The organism is Burkholderia arboris, assembly GCF_902499125.1.
Classification (GTDB): domain Bacteria; phylum Pseudomonadota; class Gammaproteobacteria; order Burkholderiales; family Burkholderiaceae; genus Burkholderia; species Burkholderia arboris.
Genome location: NZ_CABVPX010000018.1, coordinates 59,992 through 79,389, shown reverse-complemented (window position 1 = coordinate 79,389; position 19,398 = coordinate 59,992). Strand labels below are relative to the sequence as shown.

Below are 19,398 nucleotides of genomic sequence, written 5' to 3'. Positions count from 1 at the left end.
AAGTCGTTCGCATGGCTTGCTCGACGAGCCCGCGCCGTCGCCGTCGGGCCCACCGGTGCCGGGTCATCTCCCACCGCCCGTCGCCGCTCGCGCATCCCGCCCCCGCCCCTTCCTGCCGGACAGCGCCACCAGCGCATTCCGGTCGGCCTCCAGCTGAATCCGCATGTGCTGGAGAAACACCCGCGCGTTCTCCGACATCGGCGTGCCCGGACGAAACACCAGCACGCCCGTAAACGCGACATCGACGTCGAACGGCCTGACGACCAGCCCGCGCGGCACGAAATCGAGCGCCACGAGCGGGTGCGCGAACCCCACGCCCACGCCGGCCAGCGCGAGTTCGCACACGGTATGCGAGTAAGGCGTTTCCACCAGCGGTTTCAACACGACGCCGAGCCCGCGCAACTGCGTTTCGAGCCGCAATCGCGTGCTGTCCTCCGGGTTCAGCGCGATGAAGGGCGTCTGCGACAGATCCTCGGCCTTGATCACGCTTTTGGCGGCGAGCGGGTGACGCGCACTCATCACGGCCACGCCCGGCATGCTGACGAACGACGAGTGCTCCAGCCCGGCCATCGACATCTCGTCGGACATCAACCCGAAATCCACCTGCCCGGCCGACACCTTCTCGTGAACCTCGCGCGAGCTCATCACCTGCAGCGAAATCTGCACGTCGCGCGCCGCCGCATCGAACGACGCGATCACGCGCGGCAGGAACCCGGTGCCGAGCGCGGGCAGCGACGCGATCGCGAGCCGCCCCAATCCATACGAACGCAGGCTACGGATCCGGTGTTCGATCACCTCGAAACCGAGAAAGTAGCGGTCCACGTCGCGCATCAGCGCGACGGCCTCCTGCGTCGGCACGAGACGGCTGCGCACGCGCTCGAACAGCCGGAACCCGGCCATGCTCTCCAGCCGCCGGATCGACTGGCTCACCGCCGGCTGCGAAATCTCCAGCACGCCGGCCGCCTTGCTGGTACTGCCGGCGTTCATCACGGCCCGGAACACCTCGATATCGCGCACGCCCACCTATAACCTCGGCTTATCAACCTAATTATTTCCGATGTTGCTGCAAACCGGCGCGAAAGTAAAACTTCACGTCATCCAGTTTCCAGCCACGGAGTACCGACCCGCATCATGACCACCACCCCGCCGCTCCCCCCGCAACCGTTCCGCAGCCTGTCGCCGGCGGTCATGCGCGCCTCGACCGTCGTGTTCGACTCGCTCGACGATTTCGCCCGCCGCAAGGAACGCCAGCCCGACGGCTACAGCTACGGCATCACCGGCACGCCGACGGCGCGCGAACTGGAGCGCCGCATCGCCGCGCTCGAAGGCGGCGCGCACTGCGTGCTCGCGCCGTCCGGGCAGGCCGCGCTGATGACGTCCGTCATGGGCTTCGTGCGCGGCGGCGATCACCTGCTCGTGTCGGCCGCGTGCTACGGCGCGCTCAAGACCTTCGCGCAGAAATGGCTCGCGCTGTTCGACGTGGAAGTCGAACTGTACGAACCGGCGATCGGCGCCGAGATCGAGCGGTACGTGAAACCGAACACGCGGATGATCTGCATGGAATCGCCGGGCACGGTGACGATGGAAGTGCCGGACCTTCCCGCGATCGTCGAAGTCGCGCGCCGCCATCGCGTCATGACGATGATGGACAACACGTGGGCCAGCCCGCTCGCGTTCCGTCCGCTCGAACACGGCGTGGACCTGAGCGTCGAAGCGGCCACGAAGCTGTTCGGCGGTCACTCCGACCTGCTGCTCGGCGCGATCAGCATGAACGACTTCGGCCACTACGAGACGTTGCGCGAGACGCAGAGCATCCTGGGCCAGCAGGCCAGCCCGGACGACTGTTTCCTCGTGCTGCGCGGCCTCGAAACCCTCAGGGTGCGCTTCGATGCACAAAGCGCGGCGGCACTGCGCGTCGCGCAAGCGCTCGAATCCCATCCGGCCGTTCGCAAGGTGCTGTTTCCGGCGTTGCCGTCCGACGCGGGCCATGCGATCTGGAAGCGCGATTTCTCCGGCAACGGCTGCCTGTTCTCGCTGATGCTCGAACCCGCACCGGAAGCCGCGTTCACCGCGTTCTTCGATGCGCTGCGCCACTTCGCGATCGGCGCGAGCTGGGGCGGCGTCCATAGCCTCGCCGCGTACTACCCGGCGCCGCTGCAGGCACAGCGCCCGTTCCCGCTGACCGACCAGCCGATCGTCCGCCTGTCGATCGGGCTCGAATCCCCCGATCTGCTGATCGACGATCTGTGCACCGGCCTCGCCGCGTTCACCGACGTCAGGAACCGCGACGCATAACGCGACGGTCATGCGCGACCAACCGACACCCAAGGAGACACCATGAAAAACCAGACCACACGCGCGTTGGCCAGATGCCTGGTCACGCTCGGCATCACGGGCGCGCTGGCGTTGTCCAGCGTCCAGGCCGGCGCTGCCGACCTGCTCGCGGCCGCGCGCACCAGCGGCACGCTGCGTGTCGCGAACACGCAGAGCAGCCCGCCGTGGAGCCTGCTGGACGATCGCAACCAGCCGGCCGGCTATGACGTCGAAGTCGCGCGCGAAGTCGGCAAGCGCATCGGCGTGAAGCAGGTCGTGTTCATCGCCGATGCGTACAAGAACTTCGTCGAGGGGCTCAAGGCCGGCAAGTACGATCTCGTGATGAACGACCTGACGCCCACTACCGAGCGCAGCAAGCAGGTCGATTTCGCGAAGCCGTACGGCGTCGAGGATTTCCGCATCTTCGTGCGCACCGACAACACGGACATCCACGGGCAGGCGGACCTCAAGGGCAAGCGCGTCGGCGTCACCACCGGCTCGTCGAACGAGGCATGGGCACGCGCGCACCTGAAGGATTCCGACATCCGCGCATACGACAACGGCGGGCTCGTGTTCAACGATCTCGGCAGCGGGCGGCTCGACGCCGTCATCATCTCCCACTTCGGCGGGATGAAATACGCGAACGTGAATCACCTGCCGGTCAAGGAAGTCGGCGAGCCGCTGATCTATCAGCTTTCCGCGCCGGCGCTCGTGAAGGGACAACCGGCGCTCCTCGCCGCCGTCGACAAGGCAATCGACGACATGGCCGCCGACGGCACGCTCGAACGGCTCGCGAAGCGCTGGGTCGGCCCGACTTACGACATGGTCGGCAACATCGCCAAGGCGAAAGCGCAGAAGGAGTAACGCATGTTCGATCTCTTCGTGCGGTCGCTGCCGCTGCTCGAAAGCGCGGTGACGATGACCGTGTTCCTCGGCCTCGCGTCGTTCGCGCTCGGGTCGGCGCTGGGGCTCGCCGTCGCACTCGCGCGGGTGTCGTCGATCCGGTTCCTGCGCGGCGTCGCGTTCGCGTACGTGTCGATCTTTCGCGGCACGCCGCTGCTGGTGCAGATCCTGCTGATCTACTTCGGCCTGCCGCGCTACGGCATCACGCTCGACCCGGTGCCCGCCGCCCTGCTGGCGCTCACGCTCTTTTCCGCGGCGTACCTCAGCGAGAACTTCCGCGCCGGGATCAATGCGGTCGATCGCGGCCAGTGGGAGGCCGCGCATTCGCTCGGCATGAACTACTGGAAGATGATGTGGCGCGTGATCCTGCCGCAAGGGCTGCGCATCGCGATTCCGCCCGTCGGCAGCCGGATGATCGCGCTGATCAAGGACACGTCGCTGGCGTCCACGATCACCGTCGTCGAACTCACGCGCGTGGCCGACCAGGTCGGCGCATCCACTTTCCGCTACCTCGAGATGTTCCTGATGGTCGGCCTGATCTACTGGGTCATCAACCAGGTGCTGACGATCGTCCAGACGATTTTCGAAGGCCGGGTGTCGCGGCGCTTTCAATGAAGACCACCATGCATACCATCGTCGTTCAGGGGCTGACCAAGTCGTTCGGGGACAACGCCGTGCTGCGGGGCGTCGACTTCCGCGTCGCGCGCGGGGAAGTCGTCGTGCTGATGGGGCCGTCCGGTTCCGGCAAGACCACGCTGTTGCGTTCGCTGAATTTTCTGGAACTGCCCGATGCGGGCACGGTGTCGGTGTGCGGCATCGAAATCGCGCGCACCGGCGGCGCCGCGCTGTCGCGCGACGAGCAGAAACGCATCAAGGCCATTCGCCAGCGCACGGCGATGGTGTTCCAGTCGTTCAACCTGTTTCCTCATCGCACCGCGCTGGAAAACGTCATCGAGGGGCTCGTGAGCGTCAAGGGCGTGAGGAAGGGCGAGGCGGTCGAGCGCGGCCTGCACCTGCTCGATCGCGTGGGCCTCGCACACAAGGCCGGCGAATATCCCGCGCGGCTGTCCGGTGGCCAGAAGCAGCGCGTGGCCATCGCACGCGGCCTCGCGATGGACCCGGAAGTCATCCTGTTCGACGAACCGACTTCCGCGCTCGATCCGGCCTTGCGGGAAGACGTGCTCGCGGTCATGCGGGAACTCGCGGGCAACGGGATGACGATGCTCGTCGTCACCCACGAAGTGCGCTTCGCGCAGGATGTCGCCGATCGCGTGGTGTTCATGGAGAACGGCGTGGTGGTCGAAGACACGACGCCCGATACGTTCTTCACGGCCAGCACCCACCCGCGCGTACGTCAGTTCCTCAATCTCATCGAGACCTGACGCGCACCCGACCGGCCACCGGCCGGTCGTTCCTTTCATTCACTTCATTAGTTTTACGAAACATATCGAACCAAGGAGATGCTCATGAACCGCCGGCAGTTCTTCCCCGTGCTTGCCGTGCCGCTCGCCGGCGCTTTTCCCGAGATCGTGCAGGCGGCGAAGTCGAAAGACCGCGTGATCGTGATCGGCAGCGGCGTGATGGGCGCGTCGATCGCGTATCACCTCGCGGCGCGCGGCGCGGAGGTCGCGCTCATCGAGAAGGACGCGCCGGCGTCCGGCACGACGCGCAACTCGTTCGCGTGGATCAACGCGAACAACAAGACGCCCTACTCGTACTACGCACTGAACTACGAAGGCATCCTCGGATGGCGCCGCCTTCAGCTTGAAATCGGCCCGTCACTGCAGATTCAGTGGGGCGGCGGCATCGCGTGGTGCGGCCCCGATCCGCAGCAGATCGATACGCTCCACTACACGACCGCGCGGCATCAGCCGTGGGGCTATCCGATCCGCAACATCACGCGTGACGACCTCGAACGGCTGGTGCCCGGCGTGCGCGCCGGCGACTTCGGCGCGGGCTGGCATTCGACCCTCGACGGGACGCTCGACCCCGTCGCCGCCACGCTGGCGCTGGTCCAGGCCGGCATCCGGGCCGGTGTCACGCTGACGAAGGCCAACGTCGCGACGATCGATTTCAAGGGCGATCGCGCGATCGGTGTCACGACGGACAAGGGGCCGTTCTTCGCGGACCACGTCGTGATCGCGGCCGGCAACGACTCCACGCGGCTCGGCGCACAGGCGGGCATCCCCGTTCCGCTCCGCACGTCGAAAGGCATCCTGGCCCACAGCAAGCCGATGCCGCCGCTCGTGCATCAGGTGCTGATGCCGGCCGGCCTCGACATCAAGCAGAATCCCGACGGGCGCATCGTGGCGGGGTCGAACTTCGGCGACACCGGCGCGCTGGCGCCGACGCCCGAACTCGGCGCGCAGCTGCTCGAACGCGTGACCGGCGTGCTGCCGCAGACCCGCGGGATCGAACTCGACACCATGACGCTCGGCTATCGCGTCATGCCCCGCGACGAGTATCCGATCATGGGCCGCGGCCGCCAGTACCGGAATGTCCACGTTGCCGCGATGCACAGCGGGATGACGTCCGCGCCGGCCATCGGCCAGCTGTTCGCGATCGAAGTGCTCGACGGCATCGAAACGGCGCAGCTTCAGGACTTCCGCCCGCAACGCTTCTACGCGTGAGCCCGCCACCCGCCGGTTTGCCCGGCCGTGCCGGCACCCGCCCGTGCACGGCCCGGCCCGGCCCGGCCCACGGAGAAACAAATTCCTCCATTCCACATTCAAATAAAACGTTATTCCATATCAAGCTGAATCGCCAGCCAACTTTGGATCCTTTTTCCCGCCTGTCCCCCGTATCATTTCTCTCATTACGCAATGAGCAAGAGACGGACATGAGCGACACCACCACGCTGCACTACCTCGACTACGCCGCCACGACGCCCGCCGATCCGCGCGTGATCGAAGCGATGACGGCCTGCCTCGGCTTCGACGGCATCTTCGGCAACCCCGCATCGAGCTCGCACGCCGCCGGCCGGCTGGCGAAAGACAAGGTCGAACACGCACGTGCGCAAGTCGCCGCGCTGATCGGCGCGGATGCCGACGAGATCGTCTGGACGTCGGGCGCCACCGAATCGAACAACCTCGCGTTGAAGGGCTATGCCGAGAACGCGACCGACAAGCGCCACCTGATCACGAGCCGCATCGAGCACAAGGCCATCCTCGACACGATGGCGAACCTGTCGAAGCACGGCACGCAAGTCACTTTCCTGACGCCCACGCGCGACGGCGAAATCACCGCCGACGCCGTGGCGGCCGCGATCGGCCCCGATACGGGCCTCGTGTCGCTGATGCTCGTGAACAACGAGATCGGCACGCTGACCGATATCGGCGCCATTTCCCGCATCGTGCACGCCGCCGGCGCCCTGCTCCACGTCGACGCCGCACAGGCACTCGGCAAGACCCCGATCGACGTGCGCGCGCTCGGCATCGACATGATGTCGATGTCGGCCCACAAGGTTTACGGCCCCAAGGGTATCGGCGCGCTGTTCGTCCGCCGCGAGATCGCCGATCGCATCGCACCGCAGATTCACGGCGGCGGTCATGAGCGCGGGTTGCGCTCGGGCACGCTCGCGACGCATCAGATCGTCGGCATGGGCGTCGCGTGCGAACTCGCCGCTGAAAAGCTCGACGGCGAAGCCGCGCGGATCGCCGCGCTCGGCGCACGCCTGACCGGCGCGCTGTTCGCGCTCGGCGACGTCACGCAGAACGCTGCCGCCGCGCGCCGCATCCCGCACACGCTGAGCCTGACGGTGAACGCACCGGGCTTCTTCCCGTTCATGCTTGGCGAAGCGCTCGCCGTGTCGTCGACTTCCGCGTGCAACTCGACCAGCGGCGCACCGTCGCACGTGCTGACCGCGATCGGCCTCGATACGGAAACGGCCGGCCGCACCGTGCGCATCAGCTTCGGCCGCTTCACGACGGAGCAGGACGTCGACTTCGCGATCGCGTGTTTCCGCCAGGCGATCGAGCAATGCCGCGCGACCGCCGCGAACGGGTTCTCCGCGTCGCGCCAGATCACGCCGGCCGACCTGAAGGCGATCCGCAATGCCGGCTTCCGCTCGGTCATCTGCAACCGGCCCGACGGCGAAGGCGTCGATCAGCCGGCCTTCGACGAGATTGCCGCCGCAGCCCGCGAACTGGGCCTCGAAGCACGCTACCTGCCGGTCGAGCGCGACCACATCGGCGACGCGGAAGTCGACGCGTTCGGCGCACTGGTCGACACGCTGCAGAAGCCGGTGCTCGCGTATTGCGGAAGCGGCAACCGGGCCGGCATGCTGTGGAATCGTTTGTGCGCCCGGCGCACGGCCCCGGTCTCGGCCTGAACCCGCACACCATCGCGTAACGCGAAGATGCCGCGCTCGGGCGGCGATCGGGCAAGGCCAACGATGAGTTCCGGCACAATGGTTGTCCTGTCCGTCACCCCAGACACGAATGCCCTGCCCGTCACATTTCCGCGCGTGGAAGCGCGCCGACACTGACGCACCTTCCGCCGGCAGCCCGTGCAAGAAGCAGCGTGCCAGTCGGGCCACCGCGCTGCTGCTTGCAGCGAGCATCGCCGCTTGCGACGCCACGCCGGTACCTGACCGGCTCTCGGACGCCGACGCGACCTACGCGATGAAGGAGCGGTTCGGCCTCGGCGGCGTCATGGTATTTCTCGGGTCCTGCATCGGCGCCAAAAACCCGACTTACCCGGGCCAGGCGGCCTGCACCGTTGCAATCCGCTCGAACGGCCACGGGTCGGAGACGCAGGCCGATTTCCACTGGAACGGTAAGAAATGGGTGGCCGAGCCCACCGAGTCGCGGGACCTCCTGCCCTATCCCGATCCACAGCTCGCCGGGTTAGTAAAGTAAGCGCGGCGTGCATGGCCAGCATTCCCCGCACGACAGCCGCTACTTCGGATACTCCAGTTGCAGCGCGACCCAACCTGATGTCGCGTCGCCGTAGCGTGCCGCGATGTCTCCGAGCACACCGGGAAGCACCGATTCGCCATGGCGGCCGGCCGGCATCGCCACGTGCTCGTGCCGGTCATTCACCGGCTGCGCCAGCAAGCGCAGCCCGTGCCTCGACTCGATCACGCGCGCGTCTGCCGTCGCGACGACGTCACTGCGCCAGGTCCGCGCCCACGCATCGGCGGTCAACGCAACAGGAAGCTCGTCGAACCCGTTTTCGACCGGAAGTTCGAACGTCTCGTGCCGCCAGAACGCGAGGCGGTTCATCAACGCCATCGCCACCGTACGCGTGGTCAATGCGTATCGGCTACCGGCGTGAACGTCGCTCCATGCCTGCGCGCCGACGCTCTGCGCCGTCTCGCGTGCCGCTGCCGGCCCGACCAGCGCATTCACCAACGCCAGCGAAGCGGGAATCGACGCCGACACGCCGGTCGTCGTCATGACGTTACCGTCCATCACGTAGCGGCGATCATCAACCCACGTCGTATCGGTAAAGCGGCGACGCAGTCGTTCGCGCGAATACCAGTGGGACGTCGCCGTGCGATGCCGCAGCAAGCCCGCGTTCGCGAGGACTTCGGCACCATCGCAGATCGCCACCATCGTCGCGCCGGCAGCCGCCTGCTTGCGCAGCCAGGCCAGCACCGCCGGCCGGTCGGCACGATGCATCGCAGGCACGATCACGACATCCGCCCCCGCGGGAACCGTGGCGTCAAACCGGTCGAACGCGGTGTCTGCCAGCATGCGCAGCGCGGGCATCAGCTCGACCTCGCCCTCGTCGGCCGACACGGCGACCACGTCGACCGCACCGGACGCCTTCAGAATCGCGTACGGAACGATGAAATCGGTTGTTTCAGTTCCGGCGTTGTCTGCAACGATTGCAACGAGCGGCCGCGTGCGGCCCGACTTTGGCACACTCATCGTCAACGCTTGCGCGACTGGAGGCGTGTCCTCTGCCAGTGCCTGCACCGGCCGCCCCGATCCCCAAGCGCCCAGCAGCCCGCACACGAACAACACTGCCCCGCCTGTCTTCCGTACCCGCATCGTCCCCTCGCATCAGTCGATTGCACGTCCGGAAAATTACAAGGATCATGCTTGCGGTCACAAGGACAACTCCACCGCACTTTCCGCCATGTCCCAGTCAACCTGCCCGGCACGCGACATCGTTGTCGTCGGCTTCGAAGGCGTCCAGTCGCTCGATATCACGGGCCCGATGGAAGTGTTCGCGGTCGCGAACCGTTACCTGTCCGACCATGCCGTGCCGTACCGCCTCACACTCGCGACGCAACACGGAAATGACCTCGTCACGCACGCGGGCCTGCGCCTCGCCGGCACGGCCGCGCTCGCGGCACTGCCGGGGCGGATCGACACGATCATCGTTGCCGGCGGCAATGAAGCGGCGCTGCGACACGCCGCGTCGGAAGCCGGCGTGCTGCCGTGGTTGCGCACGCGGATCGCGGACACGCGCCGAATCGCGAGCATCTGCACGGGCGCGTTCGTGCTCGCCGCGGGCGGATGGCTGGACGGCAAGCGCGCGACCACGCACTGGAACCAGTGCGCGACGCTACAGGCGCGCTGCCCCGATGCGCGGATCGAACCGGACGCGATCTACGTGAGCGATCCGCCGTTCCATACATCGGCCGGCGTGACGGCCGGCATCGATCTGTGCCTCGCACTCGTCGAGGCAGACTGCGGCGCACCGACCGCACTTGCGGTCGCACGCGAACTCGTGCTGTTCATGCACCGTCCCGGCGGACAGGCGCAGTTCAGCGTCGGGCTCGACCTCCAGGCCGGTGCGACACCCCGCATGCGCGCGCTGCTCACCGACATCGCAGACAATCCGGCCGGCGACCTCGGCGTCACTGCACTGGCCGCCCGCATGCACATGAGCGAACGGACGTTTGCGCGCAATTTCCTCAGGGAGACCGGACTGTCGCCTGCGCAGTACGTGCTTGCAGCGCGCGTCGAGCGCGCGAAGGCACTGCTGGAGCGGGCCGACTGGCCGCTTGAACGGATCGCGGAACGTTCGGGATTCGGCAGCGTGGACGCGTTGCAGCGTGCCTTCGCGAAACGCGTCGGCGCCACGCCGCGCGACTATCGCGCGCGCTTCGGACCTCGAAGCGACAAGCGGAAGACGGAATAGGCCGCCCCGATTCATCCCGCGTTCAGGATGAAATGCGGGCGGACTTGCCCTGAAACAGGGCACGCCTCCGGATTTTCACTACGTTGCCGAAATCTGATAGAGCCGGGAGATTTGATTTCATACCGTTCACGCATCGGAATGGAAAGCGATGGCCGTTCGAGCACGGCATCGCGTGCCGCCGACGAATCCCAGGAGCGGGTCGCGGCATGAGGCCCGGGCGGCGATGACGGTCCTGCCACGCAGGACATTCGTGACGGAGCGACTATGGATGCAAGATTCCAGCCTGATTCAGGCACCGACAGTGACGTGAGCCTGCTGCACAAGATGGGCTATGCGCAGGAACTGTCGAGACGTATGAGCGGTTTCTCGAACTTCGCCGTGTCGTTTTCGGTGATCTGCATCCTGTCGGGCGGCATTACCGCGTTCCAGCTCGCGTTTTCCGCCGCCGGCGGCGCATCGATCGGCCTCGGCTGGCCGCTGGGCTCGCTGTTTGCGCTGATCGTCGCCGTGTCGATGTCGCAAATCGCGTCCGCGTTTCCGACGGCCGGCGGCCTCTATCACTGGGGCGCGATCCTCGGCGGGAAGAAATGGGGGTGGATGACCGCGTGGCTCAACCTGATCGGCCTGATCTTCGTGATCGCCGCGATCAATTTCGGCACCTACGATCCGTTCTTCAAGACGCTGATCGCGCCGATGTTCGGCGTCAGTCCGGACAGCCTGACGTGGTGGCATCAAACCGCGTTCATCGCGGTCATCACGATCTCGCAGGCGATCCTGAACGCGCGCGGCATCAAGATCGCGAGCAAGATCACCGACCTGTCGGGCTACCTGATCTTCGTCGTGACGATCGCGCTGGTGGTGTCGCTGCTCTACTACTCGCCCGTCGCGTTCGACGCGCACCGGCTGGTCACCTTCACCAACTTCACCGGCGTCGACGGCGGCGCATGGCCGAAGCAGACGACCCCGCTCGCGTTCCTGTCCGGCCTGCTGCTGGTGACCTACACGATCACCGGCTTCGACGCGTCCGCGCATACGTCGGAAGAGACGCACGACGCCGCCAGGAACGTGCCGCGCGGCATCATCGGGTCGGTGTTCTGGTCCGCGGTGTTCGGCTACGTGATGGTATGCGCGTTCGTACTGGTGATGCCCGACCTGACTGCCAGCATGAAGCAGGGCACCGGCTTCTTCGAAGCGATCCTCGCGCCGATTCCGAAGACGCTGCGGGTGACCCTCGAAATCGCGATGTTCTTCATCAACTACGTGTGCGGGCTCGCGGCGATCATGTCGACGTCGCGGATGATGTATGCATTCGCACGCGACGGCGGGCTGCCGGCGTCGAAGCTGCTGCGCAGCGTGAACCCGGCCCACCGGACACCCGGGCCCGCAATCTGGACGTGTGCGGTGCTCGCGATCGTCGTCACGCTGTATGGCGATGCGTTCTCGGTACTGAGCGCCGGCAGCGCGGTGTTCCTGTTCATCTCGTACGCGATGCCGATCGGCTCCGGGATGCTGGCCGAAGGCCGCTCGTGGACCGACAAGGGCCCGTTCCGGCTGGGGATCTGGTCGAAGCCGTGCGCGCTGCTCGCACTGGTCGGCGCCTGTGTGCTCGCGTATGTCGGCATCCAGCCGCCGAACGAAAAGGTGCTGTACGTGCTGGTCGGCTTCGTCGTGGTGCTGATGGTGATCTGGTACGGCTTCGGCGTGCGCAACACGTTCGCGGGGCCTCCGGTGCTGAAGGACACGCGCAATCTCGACCGCATCCGCGAACTCGAGGCGAACGTCGATCCGTCCGTCTGAAGCGTCTCCAGGCAAACTCAAAAACCGACTCGCCGGCACGATGCCGCGAGTCGGTTTTTTTATGTCGACGGGTCACGACGGGATTCAACCGCCCCGCGACGGTCGACCCTCGCGTCTGTCAGCCGTAGACCGGGAAACGCCTGGTCAGCTCGGCGACCTGCCCACGCACACGTTCGAGCGTCGCCGCATCTTCCGGGGCTTCGAGCACGTCCGCGATCAGGTTGCCGACGATCTCCGCCTCCTTCACCCCGAAGCCACGCGTCGTCATCGCCGGCGAACCGAGGCGCACGCCGCTCGTCACGAACGGCTTTTCCGGATCGTTCGGGATCGCGTTCTTGTTCACCGTGATGTGTGCCGCGCCCAGCGCCGCTTCCGCTGCCTTGCCCGTGATGTGCTTTGCACGCAGGTCCACCAGCATCACGTGGCTTTCCGTACGGCCCGACACGATCCGCAGGCCGCGCTTCACCAGCGTTTCAGCCAGCACGCGTGCGTTCTCGACCACCTTCTCCTGGTACGACTTGAACTCCGGCGACAGCGCTTCCTTGAACGCCACCGCCTTCGCCGCGATCACGTGCATCAGCGGGCCGCCCTGGATCCCCGGGAAGATCGCCGAGTTGATCGGCTTCTCGTACTCCGCCTTCATCAGGATCACGCCGCCGCGCGGGCCGCGCAGGCTCTTGTGCGTCGTCGTCGTCACGAAGTCCGCGTGCGGCACCGGGTTCGGGTACACGCCCGCTGCGATCAGGCCCGCGTAGTGCGCCATGTCCACCATCAGGTACGCGCCCACCGACTTCGCGATCTTCGCCAGACGCTCGAAATCGATCTTCAGCGAGAACGCCGACGCGCCCGCAACGATCAGCTTCGGCTTGTGTTCCTGCGCGAGCTTCTCGGCGGCGTCGTAATCGATGTCTTCGTTCTCGTTCAGGCCATAGCTCACCACGTTGAACCACTTGCCCGACATGTTCACCGGCGAGCCGTGCGTCAGGTGACCACCGTGCGCGAGGCTCATCCCCATGATCGTGTCGCCCGGCTTCAGCATCGCGAAGAACACGCCCTGGTTCGCCTGCGAACCCGAGTTCGGCTGCACGTTCGCCGCTTCCGCGCCGAACAGCTGCTTCACGCGGTCGATCGCCAGCTGCTCGACGACGTCGACGTACTCGCAGCCGCCGTAGTAGCGCTTGCCCGGATACCCTTCCGCGTACTTGTTCGTGAGCTGCGAGCCCTGTGCGGCCATCACGGCCGGGCTCGTGTAGTTTTCCGACGCGATCAGCTCGATGTGATCTTCCTGGCGGCGGTTTTCCTGCTCGATCGCTGCAAAGATTTCGGGATCGACGTTGGCAACGGTGCTGGTGGTGCGATTGAACATGATGATGGACCCAATGAGAGTGATTGACTGACCGCGGGATGCCGGCTGCAGGGTGATTCGGCCTTCGCATTCCAGCAGACGCGCCACCGTTCAGATAGAAGGATTGCGACAATCCGCTAGGACGCACCCCGCGCCGTGCGGACAAAAAAAATCGAAGGTTCGCATCGCTGCGGAACCTTCGACGAGACGGGCCGATCTGCGGCAGGCGTGACGCCCGCCGTTCGGCTTCTTGCGAACCGCCGCGTTCAGACGGCGGAAAAACAGTTGTCGACGAACAGGTGGGTGCCGTTGACGAAACTCGATTCGTCGGACGCGAGGAACAACGCGGCCGCCGCGACTTCCGACGGCTCGCACAACCGGCCCTGCTGAACCGCGATCGCCGCTTCGGTCGCATCGACACCCATCGCCTGCAGGTCCTTCAGTTCGCGCATCCCGTGCGGGGTGCGGATGAACCCGGGGGCCAGCGCGTTGCACCGGATCCCGCGGTCGCGGTACTCGACCGCGATCGCCCGCGCGAACATGTGGCACGCGCCCTTGGTCGCGTCGTACAGCACTTCGCCCGGCGTCGCGCATACCGCCGAGATCGACGACGTACAGACGATGCTGCCGCGCCCTTTCTCCAGCATCTGCGGCAGCACGGCCTTCGTCATCAGGAACATGCTCTTGACGTTCACGCCCATCAACCAGTCCCATTCGGATTCCTCGATGTCGAGGAACGGTTTGACGATCAGCGTGCCTGCATGATTGAACAGGATGTCCGCGTTGCCGTACTGCTTGCGCGCTGCATCGACCGCCTTCTGGACCTCCGCCTGCTTCGACACGTCGGCGCCGAGGCCGATCGCCTGCAGGCCCGCATCGCGCAACCGCGCGGCGAGCGTTTCGGCCGCATCGCCGTCGCGGTCGACGATCGCCACCTTCGCGCCCTGCGCGGCGAACAGTTCGGACGCCGCGCCGCCGCATCCGCCGGCGCCGCCGCTGACGATGGCGACCTTGCCGGCCAGGCGGCCGTCAATCTTGACATTCATGTGTCGTTCTCCAGTCTGGTTCGTTCGGTATGCTCAGCTGAACAGGGATCGAAGGTGATCGTTGAGGAAGCAGCCTTCGGGGTCCACGCTGCGGCGCAGCGCGCGGAACGCTTCGGCTTTGGGGAACCAGCGATCGACGTCTTCGCGGTTCGTGAAATGCAGCTTGCCCCAGTGCGGACGCGCGTCGTAGTCGCGCAGGATGTCGTCGACGTCCTTCAGGAACGGCCAGTAGTCGACGCCGTTCGGGCCGCCGGAGCATGAAATGGTCACGCTGTCCTGCCGATGGAACGGGCTGATCCAGGCCGGATCGCCCTTCGTGAAGCGGTATTCGACCGGGAAGATGCAGTCGCGGTGTTTCGTGAGGATGAGGTCGCGCACGCGGCGCAGCGCTTCCTTGCCGTGTTGCGCGGGCACCGCGTATTCGAGCTCGTGGAAGTTCGGCACGTAGTGGATCGCGTACACCTCCGAGCTGTAGGCGATCTTCTCGTGTTCGCCTTCGTGGAACGTGCGTTCGTCGGTGACATCCATCACCTTGATCTCGCACACGTCGTAGTCCTTCTTCGAGTTCGACACCTTCGTGGTGTCGGGCAGGCAGTACAGGTCGCGGCTTGCGGGCGTCGGGCACCAGAAGAAGCCGAAATGCCGGTGCGTCGCCGCCAGCGCGTCGTACTGCTCCATCAACGCTTCGAAGTCCTCGCGCCACACGCGGTCGTGCAGCCAGAACGCATCGGTCACCTGCAGCGTCATCTCCGACACCACGCCGAACATGCCGATATTCACCTGCGTCGCATGAAGCAGATCGAGGTCCTTCCCGTCGCTCACTTCCATGATCGAGCCGTCCGGGCGCACGATGCGCATCCCGACGACCTGCGACGACAGGTTGCTCAGCGTCGTCCCCGTGCCGTGCGTGCCGGTGGCGAGCGCACCGGCGATCGCCTGCGAATCGATGTCGCCCTGGTTGACGAGCGACAGGCCGGCCTCCTTGAGGTGGCGCGTCACCGCATTCAGCTTGGTGCCGGCCTTCACAGTCACGCGCTTGCGCGCCTGATCGACATCGACGATGCCCTGGTAATCCTGCAGCGACAGCAGCAAGCCGCTCGTGGCCACGACAGGCGTGAACGAGTGGCCCGACCCCGAGCAGCGCACCTGCTTGCCCTGGCGCGTCGCGGTGCGCACCAGCTCCGCAATCTCGGCCTCGCTGGTCGGCGATGCCAGGTGCGCGGCCACGCACGACTGGTTGCCGACCCAGTTTCTCCAGAATCCGCCACGGGGAAGTTCCATCGACGTCGCTCCAGCGTTGGTTTTGTGCCAAAGGTAGGGCGTCGACAGGCTTTTCACTATCGGATTTCGGCAAGCAAGGGTATTTACGAGCATGTGCCGGTTGCGGCCTTTTTGACCGGCCGGGCGAGCGGCTACAATGAATCGATCCGGCCCGCCCCTTCCCGCCCCCGATGACGCCGCCTGCCCACCCGAGCGATTTCTCCGGCGACCCGCTGTTTGCGCGCACGGTCGCGTTCTGCGCGTTCACCGACGTGGAGGAACAGGCGCGGTCGTTCGACGGCTGGAACATGAACTACACGCAGATCTCCGGCGGGCTGTTTCATGGCTCGTCGTCGATCATGTCGCTGGGCGGCATCAAGCTGCTCGTCGAAGACCTCGACAAGGTCATCCTGCAGCAAGGCGCGGTGCCGTCGGAGCGGATCGCCGTGGCCGTGCCGCTGGAACTGGAAGGCCACGCGCGGCTGTGCGGCGAGAAGAGCGGGCGCGACAGCCTGCACGTGTTCTCGAGCCAGCCGCAATTCGAGTTCTATTCGCCCGACCGGCACGTGCTCGTGAATATCGAGATCGAGCCCGGGAAGCTGTCGACGGAAGCGATGCGCACGGTGGCCGCGTCGCTGCGCGCGCAAACCCATTCGCCGGTGATCCCGATGGCGACCGCGATGGCCGACCATCTGCGCGACCTGCTGCGCCAGACGCTGGCCGCCGCGGCGAAATGCCTGCGCATCGACGACGTGGCGACGCAGGAGAGGATCGAACTGCTCGAGCGCACCGTGCTGTATGCGATCTCGGAAGCGATGACGGCCGCCACGCCGGAGGCTGGCGCGCAGGCCGCGCGCCCGACGAAATACTGGTCGCTGGTCAACGCGGTGCAGGAACGGCTCCAGGACGCGTCGACCTGCCCGCTGTCGATCGCCGAACTGTGCGTGCAGCTCGGCATCAGCCGGCGTACCGCGCAGTACGCGTTCCACGATACGTTGAACCTCAACCCGATTGCGTATCTGCGTGCCGTGCGGCTGAATCACGTGCGCCGCGAACTGCGGCTCGGCGATTCCGTGACGTCCGCCGCCACCAAGTGGGGCTTCTGGCACCTGAGCAGCTTCGCGCAGGACTATCGCGCGATGTTCGGCGAGTTGCCGTCGGCCACGGCGAAACGCTACGCCGCGCACCGGGCCGGCTAGGGCCCGCTCACGATCCGGTGGCCGATGCGACGGATATCGCACCGGCCACCGCGCTGCCTGCTACGTCACTCGTCCTGCTGTTCCTGCTGCGCCTGCACCTGCCGCTGCTGGATGAACTGCCGTACGTCGCTCATCGTCACGCGTCCGGTGTGCTTCGCATCGATCTCGTCGAAGTGCTTCGACACGAAACCGAGCCCGCTGCTCTGCGCCTGCGCCTTCGTCACGGCCGCGCCGTTGCTCAGCACGGTATTGCCGCCGAGCCGTGCGTCGACGCGCTGCTGCGCCTGCTGCTGCAGCGCCGCGCCGGTCGACGGCAACACCGGCGCCGCCCGCGTGGCCGGAAAGAACGGACCGTCGACACCGCGCCCGCCGTGCGGCAGCTTCACCGGCGCCACCGACTGCGGCGGCAACGCGTAGGCACTGCTCATCACGGCTCCGAGCACGATCAACGGGGACATACGCCGCATCAATTTGATTAGGGACATGATCACTCGCATTCAATGGATGAATAGAGGGTTCCTTTGACAAGGAGTCCGTCGCTTAAGGGGCCGCCGCCAGCGTCGTCGCGGCCGTCGCACCCGGGACGCTGCCGGTCGGCACGCTGGGCGGGTTTTCATCCGGCCACGGCGGCGGCAGCGTGTGCAGCGTCAGCGCCGTCGGAATCCGCGCGCCCTTGTAGAACGTCTTCAGGTCCCGCTTCATCTCCGGCCGGGCGACGTCGTCCAGGTAGATCATGTGGCCGCCCTGGAAGAAGTTCACCTGCAGCTTCGGATTCAGGCCCTTCACCGTCTGCAGCCGCGCGAGTTGCTTCTCGGTGTTGAAGAACGGCGTCGCGAGATCGTGATAGCCGTTCTCCGCGAGCACGCGAAGCTTCGGGTTCAGCTGCAGCGCACCGAGCAGATCGGGGATCGTGTCGGGCATCGGCTGGCCGTCGTGCGAGAAGTCCCAGACGCCGATGATGTTGTCGTTCAGCGGCAGGTACGTCGCGTTCGGGGCGGTATAGCCGAGGTAATCCGGCATCTGCGTCGCGAGCGCGTTCGTGAACGGCTGCGAAATCAGGATGTCGGACGGATCGCCGTCGTTCTGCAGCCGCGGATCGGAGTTCGGCAACGACACGCGTCCGTCATACCGGCCGATCGTCGTGCCGGGCAGCAGGCTCGTGCCGAACGGATTCGCGTTGAAGTAGCCGCGCAGCGCCTGTTGCGTCAGGCTCGACGGGATCGACCACAGCTTCAGCGTCGCATCGCTCGGGAACACCGGCGTGCCGAGCGCATCCGGAATGCCGAGCTGGCTCAACACCCACGACTGCGAGTACTTCTGCAGCTGGTTGTAGATCAGCGTCGTGAACAGTTCCGTCTGCAGTGCGTACAACCCCGGGTTCACCGGTGCCGGCGAGACCTGGTTGAAGTACGCCGCGACCGCCGCGTAGCCGGGCAGATAGCCGGCCACCGTATCGGTTTCGAGCAGCAGCCCTTCCGTCGACTGCGTGATCGCCACCGCCTCCACCGCATCCGCGAAGTAGTTCAGGATCGCCGACTGCAGCACGATGCCCGTCAGGTGCACGCCGGCCGATTCGAGCGCGAGCGCCAGCATGTCGGTACGCGGCGTGCCGTACGATTCGCCGTACAGGTAGATCGGCGACGTGCTGCGGCTGTTGACGTTCAGGTAGCGCTGGATGAAGTCGCGCATGATGTTCACGTCCGCATCCGAACCCCAGTACTTCTGGTTGGTGTTCGGCAACACGGCTTCCGACAGCCCCGTTCCGGGCGGGTCGATGAACACGAGGTCGGTGGTGTCGATCAGGCTGTCCGCGTTGTCGACGAGCGGATAGTTCGGCCAGTTGGTGCCGAACAGCGGATCGGGCGTGGCGACCCGCGTCGGCGCGAACGAGCCGAGCCGCAGCCAGATCGACGACGAGCCGGGGCCGCCGTTGTAGACGAACGTGACAGGGCGCGGCTTGCCGTTCTTGCTCGGCGCGGTGTACGCGACATACGACATCGACGCTTCCGCATTGCCGTTCGCATCCTGCGCGGTCAGGTGGCCGGTGGTCGTCGTGTAGTTGACCGTCGTGCCGCCGCCCTTCCACTGGTAATGCATGACGGCCGCTTTCTCGGAGACCTGCGACGCGGCGAGGCCGTCGGTCGCATTCATCGAGTACGCAACCTGGTCGACGTAAGGCTGGTTGGCCGCCGGCGCCTGGTTGCCGGCCGCTTGCGCGCTGGCTTGCTGGCTGGCCGTGGCCTGCGCGAGGCTCGACGCGCCGACGGACGACGAATCGTCGCCGCCGCACGCCGCGAGCGCCAGTGTCATGACGGTCAATGCACCTAGCCCGGCCAGCCGGCCGTGACAAACACGGCGGCTGCCGGTACTGCTCCTGTCTGGTTTCATCTCTTTCCTTGTGGCTGGTTCAGATACCACTTCACAAAGGCCGCCAACG

The 19,398-nt window shown here is 66.1% G+C and carries 17 protein-coding genes; 10 read left to right on the top strand and 7 right to left on the bottom strand.

Annotated elements, in window-relative coordinates; all coding sequences use genetic code 11:
- Positions 1-63 precede the first annotated feature (63 nt).
- The gene (locus tag BLA15945_RS21815) at positions 64-1,023 is read right to left on the bottom strand and encodes a LysR substrate-binding domain-containing protein (RefSeq protein WP_174993346.1); all 960 of its coding nucleotides are present in this window, start codon (positions 1,021-1,023) and stop codon (positions 64-66) included.
- Between the two features lie 108 nt (positions 1,024-1,131).
- On the opposite strand from BLA15945_RS21815, the gene metC reads away from it, so the two are divergent.
- The 7 genes from metC to BLA15945_RS21780 all read left to right on the top strand — a co-directional run bounded on the left by metC (position 1,132) and on the right by BLA15945_RS21780 (position 8,075).
- Positions 1,132-2,295, top strand: a complete 1,164-nt coding sequence (gene metC / locus BLA15945_RS21810) for a cystathionine beta-lyase (protein ID WP_174993345.1) — start codon at positions 1,132-1,134, stop codon at positions 2,293-2,295.
- 42 nt (positions 2,296-2,337) lie between these two features.
- Positions 2,338-3,177 carry an ABC transporter substrate-binding protein gene (locus tag BLA15945_RS21805; RefSeq protein ID WP_174993344.1) on the top strand — a complete coding sequence of 280 codons (840 nt, stop codon included), beginning with the start codon at positions 2,338-2,340 and terminating at the stop codon, positions 3,175-3,177.
- A gap of 3 nt (positions 3,178-3,180) precedes the next feature.
- Positions 3,181-3,831, top strand: coding sequence for an amino acid ABC transporter permease (locus BLA15945_RS21800; RefSeq protein ID WP_059237746.1), 651 nt, complete (start codon positions 3,181-3,183; stop codon positions 3,829-3,831).
- 8 nt (positions 3,832-3,839) lie between these two features.
- Positions 3,840-4,598: an amino acid ABC transporter ATP-binding protein gene (locus tag BLA15945_RS21795; RefSeq protein ID WP_174993343.1), complete on the top strand. Its 759-nt coding sequence runs from the start codon at positions 3,840-3,842 to the stop codon at positions 4,596-4,598.
- Positions 4,599-4,682: 84 nt separating this feature from the next.
- Complete coding sequence (locus BLA15945_RS21790) at positions 4,683-5,846, top strand: NAD(P)/FAD-dependent oxidoreductase (protein ID WP_174993342.1); 1,164 nt, start codon at positions 4,683-4,685, stop codon at positions 5,844-5,846.
- A 209-nt stretch (positions 5,847-6,055) separates the two neighbouring features.
- Positions 6,056-7,546 (top strand): aminotransferase class V-fold PLP-dependent enzyme, encoded by a 1,491-nt coding sequence (locus tag BLA15945_RS21785; RefSeq protein WP_174993341.1) that lies wholly within the window; start codon positions 6,056-6,058, stop codon positions 7,544-7,546.
- A gap of 109 nt (positions 7,547-7,655) precedes the next feature.
- Positions 7,656-8,075 (top strand): hypothetical protein, encoded by a 420-nt coding sequence (locus tag BLA15945_RS21780; RefSeq protein ID WP_174993340.1) that lies wholly within the window; start codon positions 7,656-7,658, stop codon positions 8,073-8,075.
- 39 nt (positions 8,076-8,114) lie between these two features.
- On the opposite strand, the gene BLA15945_RS21775 is transcribed toward BLA15945_RS21780, so the two are convergent.
- Positions 8,115-9,215, bottom strand: coding sequence for a DJ-1/PfpI family protein (locus BLA15945_RS21775; RefSeq protein ID WP_174993339.1), 1,101 nt, complete (start codon positions 9,213-9,215; stop codon positions 8,115-8,117).
- Positions 9,216-9,303: 88 nt separating this feature from the next.
- Between BLA15945_RS21775 and BLA15945_RS21770 the strand changes: the two genes are divergently transcribed.
- Together BLA15945_RS21770 and BLA15945_RS21765 are read left to right on the top strand one after the other, a co-directional pair.
- Positions 9,304-10,314: a GlxA family transcriptional regulator gene (locus BLA15945_RS21770; RefSeq protein WP_059237751.1), complete on the top strand. Its 1,011-nt coding sequence runs from the start codon at positions 9,304-9,306 to the stop codon at positions 10,312-10,314.
- A 264-nt stretch (positions 10,315-10,578) separates the two neighbouring features.
- Positions 10,579-12,111, top strand: a complete 1,533-nt coding sequence (locus tag BLA15945_RS21765) for an amino acid permease (protein ID WP_174993338.1) — start codon at positions 10,579-10,581, stop codon at positions 12,109-12,111.
- Positions 12,112-12,229: 118 nt separating this feature from the next.
- Here BLA15945_RS21765 and glyA read toward each other — a convergent pair whose 3' ends face one another.
- The 3 genes from glyA to BLA15945_RS21750 form a co-directional block, all read right to left on the bottom strand.
- Positions 12,230-13,477 carry a serine hydroxymethyltransferase gene (gene glyA, locus BLA15945_RS21760; RefSeq protein WP_174993337.1) on the bottom strand — a complete coding sequence of 416 codons (1,248 nt, stop codon included), beginning with the start codon at positions 13,475-13,477 and terminating at the stop codon, positions 12,230-12,232.
- 245 nt (positions 13,478-13,722) lie between these two features.
- Positions 13,723-14,502, bottom strand: a complete 780-nt coding sequence (locus tag BLA15945_RS21755) for an SDR family NAD(P)-dependent oxidoreductase (protein WP_059237754.1) — start codon at positions 14,500-14,502, stop codon at positions 13,723-13,725.
- Positions 14,503-14,535: 33 nt separating this feature from the next.
- Complete coding sequence (locus BLA15945_RS21750; protein WP_174993336.1) at positions 14,536-15,783, bottom strand: D-arabinono-1,4-lactone oxidase; 1,248 nt, start codon at positions 15,781-15,783, stop codon at positions 14,536-14,538.
- 170 nt (positions 15,784-15,953) lie between these two features.
- Here BLA15945_RS21750 and BLA15945_RS21745 point away from each other — a divergent pair, with 170 nt between their 5' ends.
- Positions 15,954-16,961, top strand: a complete 1,008-nt coding sequence (locus tag BLA15945_RS21745) for a helix-turn-helix domain-containing protein (RefSeq protein WP_059237756.1) — start codon at positions 15,954-15,956, stop codon at positions 16,959-16,961.
- A 65-nt stretch (positions 16,962-17,026) separates the two neighbouring features.
- Here the strand turns inward: BLA15945_RS21745 and BLA15945_RS21740 are convergent, their stop codons facing one another.
- Both BLA15945_RS21740 and BLA15945_RS21735 read right to left on the bottom strand, forming a co-directional pair.
- On the bottom strand, positions 17,027-17,458 hold the full coding sequence (locus tag BLA15945_RS21740; RefSeq protein ID WP_059237757.1) for a hypothetical protein: 432 nt from the start codon (positions 17,456-17,458) through the stop codon (positions 17,027-17,029).
- Between the two features lie 43 nt (positions 17,459-17,501).
- A complete protein-coding gene (locus BLA15945_RS21735; protein WP_174993335.1) occupies positions 17,502-19,349 on the bottom strand; it encodes a S10 family serine carboxypeptidase-like protein in 1,848 nt (615 codons plus the stop codon).
- Between the last annotated feature and the right edge of the window lie 49 nt (positions 19,350-19,398).

What these genes read in the sequence shown, in the direction of transcription:
- metC (WP_174993345.1), top strand. Translation starts at nt 1,132, where the DNA reads ATGACCACCACCCCGCCGCTCCCCCCGCAACCGTTCCGCAGCCTGTCG.
- BLA15945_RS21805 (WP_174993344.1), top strand. Translation starts at nt 2,338, where the DNA reads ATGAAAAACCAGACCACACGCGCGTTGGCCAGATGCCTGGTCACGCTC.
- BLA15945_RS21800 (WP_059237746.1), top strand. Translation starts at nt 3,181, where the DNA reads ATGTTCGATCTCTTCGTGCGGTCGCTGCCGCTGCTCGAAAGCGCGGTG.
- BLA15945_RS21795 (WP_174993343.1), top strand. Translation starts at nt 3,840, where the DNA reads ATGCATACCATCGTCGTTCAGGGGCTGACCAAGTCGTTCGGGGACAAC.
- BLA15945_RS21790 (WP_174993342.1), top strand. Translation starts at nt 4,683, where the DNA reads ATGAACCGCCGGCAGTTCTTCCCCGTGCTTGCCGTGCCGCTCGCCGGC.
- BLA15945_RS21785 (WP_174993341.1), top strand. Translation starts at nt 6,056, where the DNA reads ATGAGCGACACCACCACGCTGCACTACCTCGACTACGCCGCCACGACG.
- BLA15945_RS21780 (WP_174993340.1), top strand. Translation starts at nt 7,656, where the DNA reads ATGCCCTGCCCGTCACATTTCCGCGCGTGGAAGCGCGCCGACACTGAC.
- BLA15945_RS21775 (WP_174993339.1), bottom strand. Translation starts at nt 9,215, where the DNA reads ATGCGGGTACGGAAGACAGGCGGGGCAGTGTTGTTCGTGTGCGGGCTG.
- BLA15945_RS21770 (WP_059237751.1), top strand. Translation starts at nt 9,304, where the DNA reads ATGTCCCAGTCAACCTGCCCGGCACGCGACATCGTTGTCGTCGGCTTC.
- BLA15945_RS21765 (WP_174993338.1), top strand. Translation starts at nt 10,579, where the DNA reads ATGGATGCAAGATTCCAGCCTGATTCAGGCACCGACAGTGACGTGAGC.
- glyA (WP_174993337.1), bottom strand. Translation starts at nt 13,477, where the DNA reads ATGTTCAATCGCACCACCAGCACCGTTGCCAACGTCGATCCCGAAATC.
- BLA15945_RS21755 (WP_059237754.1), bottom strand. Translation starts at nt 14,502, where the DNA reads ATGAATGTCAAGATTGACGGCCGCCTGGCCGGCAAGGTCGCCATCGTC.
- BLA15945_RS21750 (WP_174993336.1), bottom strand. Translation starts at nt 15,783, where the DNA reads ATGGAACTTCCCCGTGGCGGATTCTGGAGAAACTGGGTCGGCAACCAG.
- BLA15945_RS21745 (WP_059237756.1), top strand. Translation starts at nt 15,954, where the DNA reads ATGACGCCGCCTGCCCACCCGAGCGATTTCTCCGGCGACCCGCTGTTT.
- BLA15945_RS21740 (WP_059237757.1), bottom strand. Translation starts at nt 17,458, where the DNA reads ATGCGAGTGATCATGTCCCTAATCAAATTGATGCGGCGTATGTCCCCG.
- BLA15945_RS21735 (WP_174993335.1), bottom strand. Translation starts at nt 19,349, where the DNA reads ATGAAACCAGACAGGAGCAGTACCGGCAGCCGCCGTGTTTGTCACGGC.